Consider the following 15,306-nt stretch of genomic DNA (forward strand, 5'->3'; position numbering starts at 1 on the left):
ATTAAAAATAATAATAGGCTGATTCAATGCGTGCAATGTGCGAAAAAGTGATCCCCAATACAAACTCATCGTGGCGATACTGTAAATATCAGCTTGATTACATTCCATTTAATTGGCATTACCATCCAGAATTTGAAGTCTGTTTAACACTGAATAGCCAAGGTGTATGTCATATTGGTGATTATATTGCGCCTTACGACGAGTTAGATTTAGTTTTACTCGGCCCTGATTTGCCCCACACATGGCAATCAACACCCAATCAGGATCAGAGCAACCAAGTTGTTCATGTTGCACAAATCCCCAAGCAATGGTTATTTCAACTGATTGATAGCCACCCAGAGCTACACTCCCTAGAAGGGTTACTCCTAGACTCTTACCAAGGACTCAAATTTTCAAAAGCATGTGCTCGACATGCTAAATCATACTTTGAAGAAATTGAACACAGTGAACCGTTTGAGCAATATTTAGGACTATTAAAATTACTAAGACTTATGAGCCAAGATAACAGTGCCTTGTCGTTATCAAGCTCTGGGTTTCGATATACCGACAGAACAGATCCTAGCAAAGATAAGTTTGATAAAGTAATTGAATATATTTACCAATGCTACACAGAGCCGCTATACGCAGAGCAACTCGCTAAAATGGCACATATGAGTACAAACCATTTTCATCGTTTTTTTAAAAAACGAATGGAGCGAACGCTCACTGAGTTTATTAATCAGCTTAGAATTGGTAAGGCATGCAAGTTACTGATTAATACAAATCGTTCTATCACAGCAATTAGCGATCAGTGCGGATTTAAAAACGCATCAAACTTTAATCGACGGTTTTTAACATTAAAAGGCTCGACACCGAGCCAATTTAGAAAACGTTTGAAACAAAAATCGCTAATATAGCTATTTACCAATGGCCTCTTTGGCAAATAAGTGCTTAATTGGCCCAAGGTTATCTACAAGGCTTAAGCCAACGCCACGGACAAGTTTTTTCAGTGGGTTAGCGCCTGCAAATAGCTCTTTTAAGCCTTGCATCATGGCGATATGTTTTTGTGCATCAAGCTTACGAGTACGTTCATAATCACGCAGCGTACGTGCACTTGCAAACTCGCCTTGCTCATTACTTAATAGCTCAATTAAATACGCGGCGTCTTTAAGACCAAGGTTCATACCTAAACCGGCTAATGGGTGAATGGTATGCGCTGCATCGCCCATTAATACCACTTTGCCCGACACCCACTGCTGGGCATAACGCATCTTAAGTGGAAACGCCATGCGCTCACTTTGCACTTCACATAAACCACATTGGCCATCAAGGGCTGCCATGACCGCTTTATTAAAGTGGCTATCATCAAACGCTAAAAGTGTGTCGCAATGCTCTGGGCTTGTTGACCAGACAATTGAGTGCATGTGTTTATCTGGCAAGGGTAAAAACGCCAGCGGCCCGGTTGGCAAAAACACTTGGCGTGCGGTGTTGTTATGCTCTTCAGCAGTTTTCACCGTGGCAACAATGGCGTGATGGTCATAGTCTTTAAAGGTAATTGGCATGTTGAACTGTTTGCGAATAGCCGAGTTAGCACCATCAGCCGCTACTAAAAGTTTAGCAATCACAGGCTCACCACTTTCAAGAGTAATAAACACATCAGAGTCGGTTTGATGAATTTGCTGATAGCGGGTTTCGAACAATAAAGTGGCATTACTTTGCTTTTCAAGTTCGCCAATTAAAGCGTAGCGAATAATGTCGTTTTCGACGATATGACCTAGCTGCGGTAAGTCGAGGTCGTTATGATCAAAATGAATTTTACCAAAGCTGTCTTGATCGCGTACATCCATCGACGTATAAGGTGTAGCACGTTGTTTAATGATCTCTGGCCATACATTTAATGACTCAAATAAACCCTGACTAGCCAAGCTTAACGCGCTCACGCGAAGTGCGTAATCATCACCCGGTAAGGTTTGATTTTTACTTGCGTCAATCACCACTACGCTGATATCTGCTTTTGCTAAACCTAGTGCTAGCGTAAGGCCAACACAGCCACCACCGACAATACAAACTTGAGCTTGTTTCATATCCGTTTACCTTGCTTAACCTGACCCATAAGCTGTTTTGCCAGCGGGGTTTTTAACGAGGAGAATAAATCCATTGAGAAAAGGCCAATGCTGCGACCCAGCGCGAGCAATCGTGATGAGTTTGAGAACAAACGCACAAGGCTGTCTGTGAGTGTCATCACGGTCGTAATATCTTTACTGCGAGTTTGACTGTAATAACGGGTAAAGGCGTAATCACCAAGGTCACTTCTATTTGCCATATCACACAATAATTGCACATCACGCAGGCCTAAATTAAAGCCCTGCCCTGCAATTGGGTGAATAGCATGCCCTGCATTACCAATTAATACTGTACGGTGGCTGCTCAGTGATTCTGCTTTACCATACACAAGCGGATAACTTGCACGCATACCCACTTTGCTAAATGCGCCGCCGCAGTAACCAAATGCTTTTTGCAACTCAGCCAAAAAGGCATCGTCTTTAAGCGCCATAGTGTGCTCAATTTGCTCAGGCTCCATACACCACACCAGTGAGTATCGGTTATTACTCATTGGCAACAGTGCCATTGGGCCGTGCTCAGTAAAACGCTCAAAGGCATGATTATGATGACCACCAGCCACTTCGATGTTAGCGATAATCGCCGCTTGATGATAAGCGCGAGTATTAAACTCAATATTAGCCAGTTTACGGCTTTGCGAATGAGCGCCATCGGCAATCACCACAAGCTTTGCGCTCAACAGCTCACCGGAGCTCAGCGTGATATTGGCACAATCGCTTTGATATTCAAGCTTGGCAACCGTATCAGGACAAAACAAACTAACATCAGTACGCGTAAGTTGCTGATGAAGGCTGCGCCCAAATGGGTTCACTTCGACCACATAACCAAGGGCATCATGACCATATTCTTGGCAATCAATATGTGTTTTACCAAAATGGCCACGGTCAGATACAGTTACTTTTTTAATCGCTGCTGCAAATGGCGCTTGGCAATCAAACGCATTGATTGATTTTAAGTACTGAACAGACTGCTGAGCCAGCGCAATGCTTCTATCATCAAAGCTTGGGTGATAGTCTGCGCTTACTTCATTTGCTTCAATTACAGCGATTGATAACTGCTTATTGCTCTGTTTTAGGCCTAGGGCACAACTTGCACCCGCCATTCCACCGCCGATAATGACAACATCAAACTGCTTTGCCACGCTTGCTCCTAGCCTTTGTTTGCTTGCATCACTGCTTCAATGTCACTAACGGTTTTAGGAACCGAAATGGTCAGGTTTTCATGGCCATCTTGAGTGACAAGTAAGTTATCTTCGATACGAATACCGATGCCTTTATATTGCTCTGGTGCTTTTGCATCTTCGCTAATATATAAACCCGGTTCGATTGTGAGCACCATGCCCAGCTCAAATACGCGCTCTTTTTCATCAAGCTTATATTCGCCAACATCGTGTACGTCTAACCCTAGCCAGTGACCAAGGCCATGCATGTAAAATGCTTTGCAGGCTTGGTTTGCCATTAGTTCATTAAGCTCACCAGTTAAAATGCCTAAATCAATAAGCCCTTGCGTTAATACCGTTGAGGCCAGTTCATTCGCTTTCGATAAACTACCGCCCGGCTTTACTTGGCTGAATGCTGCTTCTTGAGCTGCTAATACAATGTTGTAAAGCGCCGCTTGTGGTTCGCTAAACTTGCCATTGATTGGGAAAGTACGTGTGATATCTGCCGCGTAACCTTCAAGTTCACAGCCAGAATCAATTAACACTAAATCGCCATCTTTTAGCTCAGCATCATTTTGTGTGTAGTGTAAAATGTTGGCGTTGTCGCCACTGCCGACAATCGTGCCATAAGCAGGATGACGGGCACCATTCATTGCATAATGGTGGTGAAGCTCTGCCTCTAATTGGTATTCAGTTGCGCCAGGTTTGGCAAACTGCATAGCGCGAATATGGCCTTGCGCACTAATTTCGCAAGCTGTGCGCATAATGTTTAATTCTGCGTCAGATTTAAACAACCGCATTTCATGCACTAAACCACGAATATCTTTAATGGTATGCGGTGCTTTATAGCCCTTTTTAGGTGCGCCGCGAAGTGTGTTTAATAAGTCCCAAACCTTTGCATCGAAATTTGCGTAAGTGCCTTGAGCATAAAATAAAATCTGCTGGCCGTTCACCAAATCTAATAATTGTTCATCTAGTTCACTAAGTGGGCAAGTTGCGTCGAATAAGTACTCAGATTTAGCTTTTTCGAAGCCAATTCTTCGGCCATGCCAAATTTCAGCTAGCTTGTCTTTGTTACGGCAAATAAGCGTACTTGGTGTATCGCTTGACGGGCAAAGCACTAAAACTGCATCTGGTTCGTTAAACCCAGTTAGATAGAAAAAGTCACTGTCTTGACGAAATGCATATTCAGTATCACGGCTACGTGTTACTTCTCCTGCCGCAGGAATAATAGCCACGCTATTTTTATCCATCATCGCAAGCAAGCGCTCACGACGGGCTTTAAATTCAGCTTTATCGATTGCAATAGACGACATGCTAAACCTCTGTAATTTGATTAGTGAAGGGTCTTTTTAGGGTTTTTATCTGCGGGCTCTTTGCCTAGTTCAGCAAAACATAACAGCGCAGAAACACGCACATACTCAATCACTTCGTGCAGTGCTTGGCTGTCTTCTTCGGTCTCTTCAAATAGGGTGTCTAGGCGGGTAATTTCACTAAAATCGCTGATCACTTCTTTCACATCAGCAGATAACTTGCCGTAATCTTTTTGCTTTAAACCAAAACCAAGCATAAAACCCGATACCCAAGATACTAAGCCATTAGCTAAATCGATCAGAGTTTCGTCGTCGCTTGGTAGGAATAGGTCAAATTGAAACTCTTCATCGCTAAAGCTGGCAACAACCTGAGAATACACATCAGCAAAAAATGCTTTTAAATCTTTATTAAAGGCTAAGCCATCGTTGAATACATCGCTTAATAAACCTAAGTATTCGTCGGCTTCGATATTGATGCCACAGGCTAATAAACCACTGATCACACCATGAGCTTCGGCTGGTGCGACAAAAATTTCATTCTTTTCTAATAACAATTGGGCTTGTTGGTAATCAGGTAACGTGCTCATAACTTTTTCTTTGTTCGGCTAAGTAACACCATGCTACCACTCGATAAATCGCAACTCCAATTAATTGTATGATTGAGGTCAAAAAGCAATCTAAAAAGTAAATAAGCAGTTAAAGGTGGGGAAAAACTACCCGAACGATCCGCTTTTTTTACTTCTATGGTTTAAGGATTGAAACTTGTCTTATATACTGAAGGTGTTCCCTAGGGTGCAGGAGCTTGGTTAAGTCCCTGAGCCGATAAATTTTATGTTAGGGTTTCTGTTCGTCTACTATTGTGCAAGCTCGGCATGTACCGAGAAGCCTACGGTAAACCGCAGATTCCCGCCCTGAAACCTCAAGGTTTCAGGACTGACACCGGGCACCGCATACTTGGGGAACACCTTTTCTTTTTATCTATCAGATATCGAAATCTTCTCTGTAGTTTTTCGCTTTTACAATAACTGACTTATTCGCGCGAAATAAATTTCACGCCTACGGGTGAGAATTTCACTTTAACTGTGTGCAGGCACAATCTAACTTCTGACGACTGATATCTAATAACTCTTATATTTTTCGATGGGATAAATCCGCCGCCACATCGTTACCTGTAGCTGCGGGTTTACCCCACGTCCTAGCGCCTAGTCCCAACCAAGCGCCAATTTTTAACTTCACACCTTATTTAAACCATCCCTGAAAGCGCTCCATTAATAGGTAATTAACTGGCACTAATAGTAAGGTGATAAGCGTTGCGAAGATGATTCCAAAGCCCAGGCTTACGGCCATTGGAATAAGGAATTGTGCTTGCGTTGCTTTTTCAAATAACAGCGGCATTAAACCAATAAAGGTGGTTAAACTAGTTAGCATTACTGGGCGAAAACGTGCAGCCCCTGCAAGCTTAACGGTTTCAAGTAAATCACCGCCCTCTTCACGCTTCTTATTGATAAAATCGACCAATACTAGTGAGTCATTCACTACAACACCTATCAAGGCTAGCATGCCAAGTAGGCTCATAATGGTTAACTCCATGCCCATTACCCAGTGACCCATTACCGCACCTATCATGCCAAACGGAATAACACTCATCACAATTAATGGCTGCATATATGATTTAAACGGTATCGCTAATAACGCATAAATAATAAAGAATACAAACACCAGACCCCAAGCGAGTGAACCAAATGATTCACGCTGCTCTTTGGCTTCACCTTCGAGCGAGTAATCAACACCTGGGTATTGCACCATTAGCTCATCTAAGTAAGTTTTTAAGTCTGCTTGCAGTACCGTCATATTGGTATTTGATTTTTCAACATCGGCTGTTACATTCAACGTACGATAGCGATCAATACGATAAATAGACGATGGACTTTGCCCCGGTACTAAGGTCGCCACATGCGACAATGGTACTGTGCCACCCGTTGGGGTTTTAATTAAAATATCAGTTAAATCAGCAACTGAACGACGTTCTTCAATTGGCAAACGCACCATTACACGCACATCATCACGACCACGTTGAATACGTTGAACTTGCGCACCAAAGAACGAATTACGCACTTGCTGCGATACATCAACACGGTTTAAACCAAGCGCTAAACCTTGCTCTGTTAGCTCAATTTGCAGCTCGTCTTTGCCATCTGACATGCTATCAGCAATTTCGTACACAGTTGGGTAAGTTGCTAAACGCTCTTTAACTTTTTCTGCCACAGCTTCAAGGGTGTCGATTGAGCTGCCACTTAGCTGTACATCAATAGGATCTGAACTGCGACCAAATTCAGCACGGAAAGTTACACTCTCAGCTCCTGGTATAATACCGATGAGGTCACGCCATTCACTGGCAAGCTCTCGAGAGCCAATATCTGATTCACGTTTTTCGGCTGGTGTGATTTCAAAGCGCACACTACCTGTATTTGACGAACCACCTCGGCCACCTGTGGTTGCCAAAATATTTAAAATCACGCTTTGGCCATCTTCATCACGATACTTGTCTTGTAGCTCTTTGGCCTTATCTGACATATCGATGATGTACTTGTTGGTCACTTCAAACGGTGTTCCAGCAGGGAATGTTAGCTCTGCACGAACGGTTTCACTTGGAATACGCGGGAAGAATATAAACTTTGTCCAACCGCTGGTGATCAGGGTCAAAATGATAAAGAAAATACCGACGAACAAGCTGACCGTTGCTAATTTATTCTTTAGCGCAACATTTAGTAGCGGCTGATAGTACTTCATTATGGCGTGTTCAAAGCCATCGGCAAAACGCTGCTGAAACTGCTGCAGTTTTGACGGATTTGCTTTTTCACTACGTAGTTTTAAGTACTTTAAGTGAGCCGGCAGAACAAATTTAGACTCAATTAAAGAGAACAGCAATACCGGAATAACGACAACAGGAATTTGCGCAAATAAGGCACCACGGTTACCTTCGATAAAAGCTAATGGTAAAAATGCGGCAACCGTTGTTAGTACACCAAAGGTAACGGGTGTCGCAACTTCTTGCGTACCACGAATAGCAGCTTGTTCACCATTTTCGGCTGTTTTTAGGTGGGTGTAGACGTTTTCACCGGTCACAATGGCATCATCAACAACAATACCGAGTACCAAAATAAAGCCGAATAAACTCATTACATTAAGCGTAATACCAAAAATTGGCATGGCTAAAAACGCGCCCATGAACGACACAGGAATACCAATAAACACCCAAAAGGCAATAGCAGGACGCAAGAACAAGGTCAGTAACGCAAGAACTAAAATACCACCCTGAATAGCATTGGTTGTTAGCGTCGCAATACGGCTTTTCACGATTTCAGAGTCGTCATCCCAAAAGCTTAACTCAAACCCTTCAGGCAGCTGACTTTGATGCTCGGTAATGTAATTTTTTACCGCATCAGCAACTTCAATCGCACTTTGTGGACCAATGCGATACACATCAATAAACGCCGCTTGCTTACCATTGAAGCGAGTGCGAACTGGGGTTTCTTCGAAGTCATCGGTAATACGGGCAATGTCGCCTAAGCGAATAATGGTACCATCAGCTTGGTACTTCACCACAACTTGGGCAAACTCATCTTTACGATAGGCTTGGCCTTTTGAGCGAATGAGTACATCACCCCCTTCGGTTTTTAAGTTACCCGCTGAAACATCGGTACTTGAATTACTAATTGCTGAAGAAATGTCCGATAAGCGTAAATCGTATTGGCGTAATGTATCTTGACTTACTTCAATGGCAATTTCGTAATCACGCACCCCACTTAGCTCTACCTGAGTGATTTCTGGCAAGCGTAATAAGTCATCACGTACATGCTCGGCATATTCTAGGGTTTCTTTTTCGCCATATTCACTCGACACAGTTACCGCTATTACTTCACGAGTGCGCTGCGCGAGTGCCACAACTGGTTTTTCTGCATCGACCGGAAACGTGTTAATGGCATCAACCCGACTTTTAATATCAGCTAATAGCTCCCTTGGGTCATAGCCAGTATCGACTTCAATTGATACCGAGGCAGACCCTTCTGATGAGCGGCTAGTAATACGCTTGATCCCTTCTAGATCTTGCACCGCTTCTTCAATACGGATAGCGACACCTTTTTCAACATCTTCAGGTGTTGAGCCACGTAGGGTAACACTTACACTAATGCGGTCTGCTTCAAATGAGGGGAACACTTCGAGTGGTATTTGCGTCGATACGCTAAATAGCCCCGCTAGTAAAATACTGATCAGCAATAAGTTTGCTGCAACATGATTCTTTGTAAACCAAGCTATCATTATTGCGCTCCTTGCTCTTTAGGAGGCTCTTGATTGTTTGGTCGCTTAGCATTTCCTCTGGTCGCCTGATACGCTGCGCTACCCATTACCGTCACTTGTGTACCTGAGCTTACTTGACCTAGCGGCGTAATCACTAAGTGATCCCCTGCTGATAAGCCTTCGGCTACCATGGCATGATTAGCGTTTTGCCAAGCTAGTGAGATATTTTTACGACGCAGTACACCTTGCTCTTCAACATACACATAAGTGCCTTGGTAAATTGCGCTGTTTGGGATCACAATGGCATTTTCCACCGCCTTGCCGGTAATTTGCGCTTTGATGTACTGACCAATTTTAATTGGGTATTGATTCGCAGAAGTGGCTTTGTAAGGGTCATTAATTTGTGCAACCACGTAAAGCTGCTGTGCGCTTTCATCAATGGCCCCTTCGGTGCGAATAACTTGACCTTGCCATTGCTGCTTACCTACGAGATCTGAGCTGAAGTTAACGAGTGAACCGGCGCTATTTTTAGCACCATCACGAAATTGTTCTGGTAAGTTAATGAACGGCAGATCTTTATTTTTAATTGGTAAGCGTATTTCAACACGGTCAATGGCATAAATGCTGGCAAGTTCCATGTTATTACTCACCACTTGACCTAAATCTACGCTGCGGCTTAAAACTCGCCCCGCGTATGGTGCCGTGATTTTTGTACGCTCTAAATCAAGTTTTGCTTTTTCAAGCGTCGCTTGAGCAGACAACACACTTGCTTCGGCCGCTGCAAGTTGTGGCTTACGAAGTACCAGGCTACTTGCTTGTTCACCTTTACCTAAGCGTTCCCAATCGGTAACTGCTTGGCGACCACGCGCTTGCTCTTCGAGTAGGCTTTGCTCAGCGGTTAATAAAGCCGCTTGTGCTGATTTTACTTCGGCGCGGTGATCTCTATCATCTAGTTGCAACAACACATCGCCTTTTTCAAAAAAGCCACCTTCACGAAATTGCTCACTAATTTCGATAATTTGCCCTGAAGCCTGCGCGACTAGCATACTTTGCGTACGTGGTTTTACGGTGCCAAAACTATCAATCATCACCTGATAGGTTTCTGGTGTTAAGGTTTTAACAGCCACATTCACTTTTGCTTTTGGCGGTGAAGAAAAGCGGTTAGCCTTTGGCGGGTTGCCTTTTATAAACATGACAAGCAGTACCGTTACAACGATCACTACCAATGGAATTAAAATTTTACGTGTCTTGCTATTCATGATTATTGCTCTGCTACTTCGCTGTTTGCTTCACTAAAATCACCACCAAGGGCAATATGTAAGTTGATTCTGTTGATAATTAACTGGTTTTTAATTTCGATTACCGAACTTTGCGCATTGAACGAACGGTCTTGCGCATCAAGTACCGTGGTGTAGGTAACCAAACCACTTTGATATTGTTCAAAAGACAAACGTTCTGCAGCAATAGCGTTTTCTTGCGCTTCTAAGGTTTTTTCGTAGCGTACTTTAAGCGCTTGTTCTTGGCTAATCGCTGTTTCAACATCGTTAAAGGCATCATAAAGTGTGGCAAGATACGCCTGCTCTTGGCGCTTAACGTTTAACCTTGCTTGTTCTTCATTGGCTTTTAAGCGGCCACCTTCAAAAAGCGGCATCGAAATACTACCAATCAACGACCACGCTAAGCTTGAAGGTGAAAATAAGTCGCTCACTCTATCTGTGCTATCACTGATTGATGCAGAAAGGTTTAAGCTCGGAAAACGCTGTTTATGCGCATAAGCAAGCCCAGCATCGGTACTAAGTAATTGATACCAGCTTGCCATTAACTCAGGTTTGCGAGTAATAAGCTCTGAAGGTAAACCAAGTGGAATGGCACTATCGAGTAGTGGTAAATCTGCGCTAACGCTTAACGCGCCAGTTGGGTATTGGCCTGTTAAACGCTCTAAATCACGGATCGATTTAATTAACGTTGCTTGCTGCGCGGCAATGTTCGAGCGCTCAGTATTTAGCTCATTACGAGCAAGATAGACGTCGAGCGCTTCATTTAAACCTTGGCGATAACCCGACTCAATGATCGATAGATTCTGTTCGGCATTTTGTTCGCGCTGTTTATAAAGTTCGAGCAGTTTTTGATTTGTGATTACATCAAACCAACCTGATACTACATCAGCCACTAATTGTTGTTTGCTTTGCGCAAATGTGGCTTTTTCAGCTAGGTATTCAAGGTTTGCTTGTCGTTCTGAAGCCGATAATTTACCCCATAAATCAACTTCGTAGCTTAACTCTAATGATGCTGAGCTGGCGTTGTTGTAGCTAACAGGACGATTATCTTTACTTCGGCTAGCACGTGTTGATAAATCAAGGCTGGGCCATAAATCAGCCCCAGCAGCAATAAGCTGCTGCTCTTTAATCGCTACATCGTAACCCGCTTGCAAAATCGTTTGGTTATGGGCTAATGCTTGCTCAACTAAAGTAAAAACTTGAGGATCGTGTAATTGCTGCAACCAGTTATCTTCAACAGCAAGCACCTTGTCACTCGCTGGTAATTGCTGCCATGCACTTGGCACAGTCTCAAGCTCAGCAACTCGCTCATTGTGAGTCGGCTGGCTCGCACATGCACTTAGCAAAATTACACTTAAAGCCAATAAACTCGGCTTATATTGCCAATTCATTCTAAAAACCTGAAAAACATCAATTTATGAATGTTATTCAAGCACCACGTTAAGTTTTGCTCAACTGACTTTACATAAAATTACACTGCCTGACATAGGCATACGATAAGAGGCTAAACTCTAGAGATAAAAAACGAAAACATTAAACTAGGAAATCCGATAACCAGACGTATCTGCTAACTCAAGAAGCTCTGTATCGCCAGAGCTATCGCCATAAGCATAAATATGTTCAAATTCAGAGAGAGTATAAGCAGTTTTAATTCTCGAAACTTTTTCAGGTCCAAAGCAATTTTTTGTTGCACACTCTCCTGAAACTATCACTACACGGTGACCTTGCTCCTTATGCCAAGTGAGCGCTAAAGCTTTAGTGGTAATGTTTAAAAAGGATAACCTAATACTTGAAGCACTCTCCCTAGTTACAGGGAGAGTACGCATTTTAACATCTAGTAAAAACTCAATCTAAAATTAACATGTCTTCATATGAATTAAAAAAGCTGGTATTACCTATTAATATCGAAATTTGATATTCACCTTTACTAATAGAAGTGTTCCACAAGACTTTAGCACTGTTATTTTGTGTATCGAGAGCCACTTCACATTCCCCTCCACTCACAATACAATCCAGCTTTATTTTACCGTCAAAATCCCAAGTTACATCATAAGTTAAATTCGAACCTGCAGTTGCTCTTGCTTTACCACCAGTCACGTTGAGTAACTTATCAAAATCAAAAACAGAGTATCCATTCTTAGGCAAAGAGTAGTTGTAATAATAAGCAGTCGGATCCCTACTCCACTCCATATTAAAGATCTTATCTCCTTGAATCGCTATATCTGTAACATAATCACTTGTTATGTAACTACTTAACAATTTTGGACTGCTGGGTGCTTTTATAGAGTACTTTGAAATGCCAGTTTCTGGATCAACCACATACAGCTCATTACCAATTAACTTTAAACTCGTTCCAGAAATATTCAGTAGGCGTGCTTCTTCAATAATGTTTTCGGGTTCTGAAATGTTCAGTATCCTTAGTCCATAATATTTACTCAACAAATATACGTAATCTTTATAGGAAACAATTGAGACATAGTGCCAGCTATCATCTCCAAACCAATCTTTAAAAAAATACCCTTGTTTGTTGAGCTCATTATTTTCATTAATATTGATAATCGCAGCTTCATTTTCAGCAGCAACGTGAACTGTATTTCCAGAGATGGATATATCAGAAATTGCCCCACCTCTAGATGCTAAACCATGTAATACTGACTTATCTACTGGTTCACTAGGTTCACTTATATCATATAAAACTAGGTTTGAATTAGCTGTATTAATTAGAAGTTTATCACCCTTCACAGCCAAAGCATTTACTGGGTTAGCCGATGGGATATTACCCACTGAAAAAGGAGCTCTCTTATCACTAACATTAAGGATATGTAAACCTTCGCTCTGGGTACCAACAAACAATAAATCTTCACTAATTAGAAGTTTATTCGCTTTAGAAACTGTAACTTCACTTAATACTTCTGGCTGTTCATAATTAGAGGCATCTTTAATAATTAATCTATTATCTTTGCTAGATAAGTATAAAACCTCATCTTCAACGACCAGTGAATTTAACTGAAAATTTTGATCAACTTGATATTCTTTTGTTAGAGGAGCTGAAAGAGAAGAAATGTCAAAACTTTCTAGGCTTGAACTAAAATAGTCTACTAAAAGCAAAGTGTCTTCATGAAAAGTTAGCCATTTTGAGGCTATAGTGTTTGGTAACTTACCTATCCATTTAGGAAAATTAGGATCAGATATATCTAAAAAACGGACACTTTCGGAGCTATCACCAACCGCAATAACGTTTTTAGCAAAAGCCATAGCAATATTCTGGGATGATACGCTTGTTTCTGAAATGACGCTCAATTGTGTAGGTAATGAAATATCAACGAGCAGCAAGCTTTGTTTTGAACCAGTTAATGCTGCTATATTCTCATTTATTTCGATTTGTTTGAAAGAGCAATCACAAGGTAACTCAGCCACTAAAATAGACTCAAGTGGCGTTGATACATTAAATACCTTCAACCCCTCACTTTCAGTTGCAACATATAAAAAATCTCCTTTGATTTTTAAGTCATTTACTCCAGAAAGACTCTCATTTAAGGTATTACTATCTATATAGCGAGGCGATGTTAAATTAGAAATATCAATCGCTTCAATCCCAAACTCACTTGAAGATACATAAACTATATTTTTATACCTAGCAAATTTTTTGTTTTGGAAAGCATTTTCAATAGAACTTACAAGATTTATATTTGAAATGTCGCTTATATCATAGAACCAAAGTCCAGTTCTTCCCTCAGCAATCAATAGATCATCAAAAATTACACTCGCCTGATAACCATTTTGAGCACTCTCCCAACCGAACGCTCGAATATTGTAAGGGTCAGATATATCTAAAGCTTTTAATCGACTGTTATCCGAGGTAAAAGCGATGCCTTTTTCTACACTTGCAGAAAAAGAGTAGGTTGAGTCACTAGAGTACTCATCACGAAAAATTAAACTTTCTTTATTAAAGCTATTTACTGTACCCGAATACTCCTTACCAACAATGCTCACTAAGTCAGAAGAGGTGGTTTTATCCTCATCTTCTACTGTCAACTTAAAACTTAGCTGACTTGCCCCTTGAGGCAATTCAAATGAGGGGTTACAGGTATCTGCACTAAGTACTTTAACCTGAGGTCCCTCTACTTGTTCCCAGCTATAGCTTATAGCAGAACCATCTGGATCGTAGCTTTCATCACAACTTAAGCTTACTAATTCATTTTCTAGGAAAGTCTTATTATCTCCAGCTTCAGCAACAGGAACGTTGTTAGTAGGGATAACTTTAACATTCACTTCTGCTTCAGCGAATGCAGCTTGATCATCCGTAACAACTAACTTAAAAGTAAACGACTTTTCAACTTCATAAGCTAAGACTTTTGGTGATGTGAACGAAAGTATCAACTTATCAGTATCACTTAAAGAGACTGGCTCTCCTGAAATTTGTTCCCACTTTATTGAAGTAATTGTTCCATCGGAATCTGTTGCCTCTGCATTAATTATAACCTCAGTTAATTCATTAACTTCTACTTCGGGACTCAAACTTAAAGTGGGTAAAGTATTCGCCACTGGGGTATCAGTAGGCGCTTCTGGAATGCTTTGTGGAGGGTTGTCTTCACCACTACCACCACCACAACCAACTAAAAATAAAAAACTAAATGTGATAGATAGTGCGATATTTTTAATATCCATATTAAATATTCCTTTCCATTTAAATATGCTAACCATAACGTTTAACTATATGACTATTTAATTTAAAATCATATAACTAAACCAATATAAAATTTAGGCCTAACCTTCTTAGTTAAGTGCGTTATTTTGAAAACAACCTTTGTTATTTAGGCACTTTCGACAATTTTGCTATATCTTTTCTTTTCGCATAATTTGATCATGACAATGATTTTTATGATAAGTAGCACCTAATCAAGTTCCTAAAAATGACAAAACACTATCACATGTTGGCATAACTCAACTAAAAAGCATAATCTTTGAGCAATAATTTATTGAATAAAACTCTAACTCTTGGAATTAGGAAAACAAACAGTTAAAAAACAGGTAGTTATTTTTTTAAATAACTAAATTAATTAGGAATTTTTAATATATGGAAATAGTTTGAAGTAGTAAAGGATGGTGCCCAGAGGCGGAATCGAACCACCGACACGAGGATTTTCAATCCTCTGCT

Annotated in this window: 10 protein-coding genes and 1 other RNA gene; 2 read left to right on the top strand and 9 right to left on the bottom strand. The window is 41.2% G+C overall.

Annotation, left to right across the window (positions count from 1 at the left end; translation table 11 throughout):
• Nucleotides 1-26 precede the first annotated feature (26 nt).
• Nucleotides 27-896, top strand: coding sequence for an AraC family transcriptional regulator (locus tag NYF15_RS10690; RefSeq protein WP_237119580.1), 870 nt, complete (start codon nucleotides 27-29; stop codon nucleotides 894-896).
• Here the strand turns inward: NYF15_RS10690 and NYF15_RS10695 are convergent, their stop codons facing one another.
• Genes NYF15_RS10695 through NYF15_RS10710 form a run of 4 tightly spaced genes read right to left on the bottom strand, consistent with a single transcriptional unit; the run spans nucleotide 897 to nucleotide 5,159 of the window.
• A complete protein-coding gene (locus tag NYF15_RS10695; RefSeq protein ID WP_371353555.1) occupies nucleotides 897-2,063 on the bottom strand; it encodes an FAD-dependent monooxygenase in 1,167 nt (388 codons plus the stop codon).
• Nucleotides 2,060-3,241 carry a 2-octaprenyl-6-methoxyphenyl hydroxylase gene (ubiH, locus tag NYF15_RS10700; RefSeq protein WP_371353556.1) on the bottom strand — a complete coding sequence of 394 codons (1,182 nt, stop codon included), beginning with the start codon at nucleotides 3,239-3,241 and terminating at the stop codon, nucleotides 2,060-2,062. Before ubiH ends, NYF15_RS10695 begins: the two co-directional genes overlap by 4 nt.
• A gap of 8 nt (nucleotides 3,242-3,249) precedes the next feature.
• On the bottom strand, nucleotides 3,250-4,575 hold the full coding sequence (pepP, locus tag NYF15_RS10705; protein ID WP_371353557.1) for a Xaa-Pro aminopeptidase: 1,326 nt from the start codon (nucleotides 4,573-4,575) through the stop codon (nucleotides 3,250-3,252).
• Nucleotides 4,576-4,595: 20 nt separating this feature from the next.
• Nucleotides 4,596-5,159 (bottom strand): UPF0149 family protein, encoded by a 564-nt coding sequence (locus NYF15_RS10710; RefSeq protein ID WP_062570351.1) that lies wholly within the window; start codon nucleotides 5,157-5,159, stop codon nucleotides 4,596-4,598.
• Between the two features lie 194 nt (nucleotides 5,160-5,353).
• Here NYF15_RS10710 and ssrS point away from each other — a divergent pair.
• Nucleotides 5,354-5,537: non-coding RNA, 6S RNA (ssrS, locus tag NYF15_RS10715), on the top strand.
• A 274-nt stretch (nucleotides 5,538-5,811) separates the two neighbouring features.
• On the opposite strand, the gene NYF15_RS10720 is transcribed toward ssrS, so the two are convergent.
• From NYF15_RS10720 to NYF15_RS10740, 5 genes are all read right to left on the bottom strand, one after another.
• Nucleotides 5,812-8,892 carry an efflux RND transporter permease subunit gene (locus NYF15_RS10720; RefSeq protein ID WP_105181204.1) on the bottom strand — a complete coding sequence of 1,027 codons (3,081 nt, stop codon included), beginning with the start codon at nucleotides 8,890-8,892 and terminating at the stop codon, nucleotides 5,812-5,814.
• Nucleotides 8,892-10,130, bottom strand: a complete 1,239-nt coding sequence (locus NYF15_RS10725; protein ID WP_371353558.1) for an efflux RND transporter periplasmic adaptor subunit — start codon at nucleotides 10,128-10,130, stop codon at nucleotides 8,892-8,894. Before NYF15_RS10725 ends, NYF15_RS10720 begins: the two co-directional genes overlap by 1 nt.
• Before the next feature lie 2 nt (nucleotides 10,131-10,132).
• Nucleotides 10,133-11,539 carry an efflux transporter outer membrane subunit gene (locus NYF15_RS10730; protein ID WP_371353559.1) on the bottom strand — a complete coding sequence of 469 codons (1,407 nt, stop codon included), beginning with the start codon at nucleotides 11,537-11,539 and terminating at the stop codon, nucleotides 10,133-10,135.
• 147 nt (nucleotides 11,540-11,686) lie between these two features.
• A complete protein-coding gene (locus NYF15_RS10735; RefSeq protein WP_371353560.1) occupies nucleotides 11,687-11,974 on the bottom strand; it encodes a hypothetical protein in 288 nt (95 codons plus the stop codon).
• Nucleotides 11,975-11,993: 19 nt separating this feature from the next.
• The gene (locus NYF15_RS10740; RefSeq protein WP_371353561.1) at nucleotides 11,994-14,816 is read right to left on the bottom strand and encodes a hypothetical protein; all 2,823 of its coding nucleotides are present in this window, start codon (nucleotides 14,814-14,816) and stop codon (nucleotides 11,994-11,996) included.
• Between the last annotated feature and the right edge of the window lie 490 nt (nucleotides 14,817-15,306).

This window comes from Pseudoalteromonas sp. 68 DY56-GL68 (assembly GCF_041414825.1).
Taxonomy (GTDB): Bacteria; Pseudomonadota; Gammaproteobacteria; order Enterobacterales; family Alteromonadaceae; genus Pseudoalteromonas.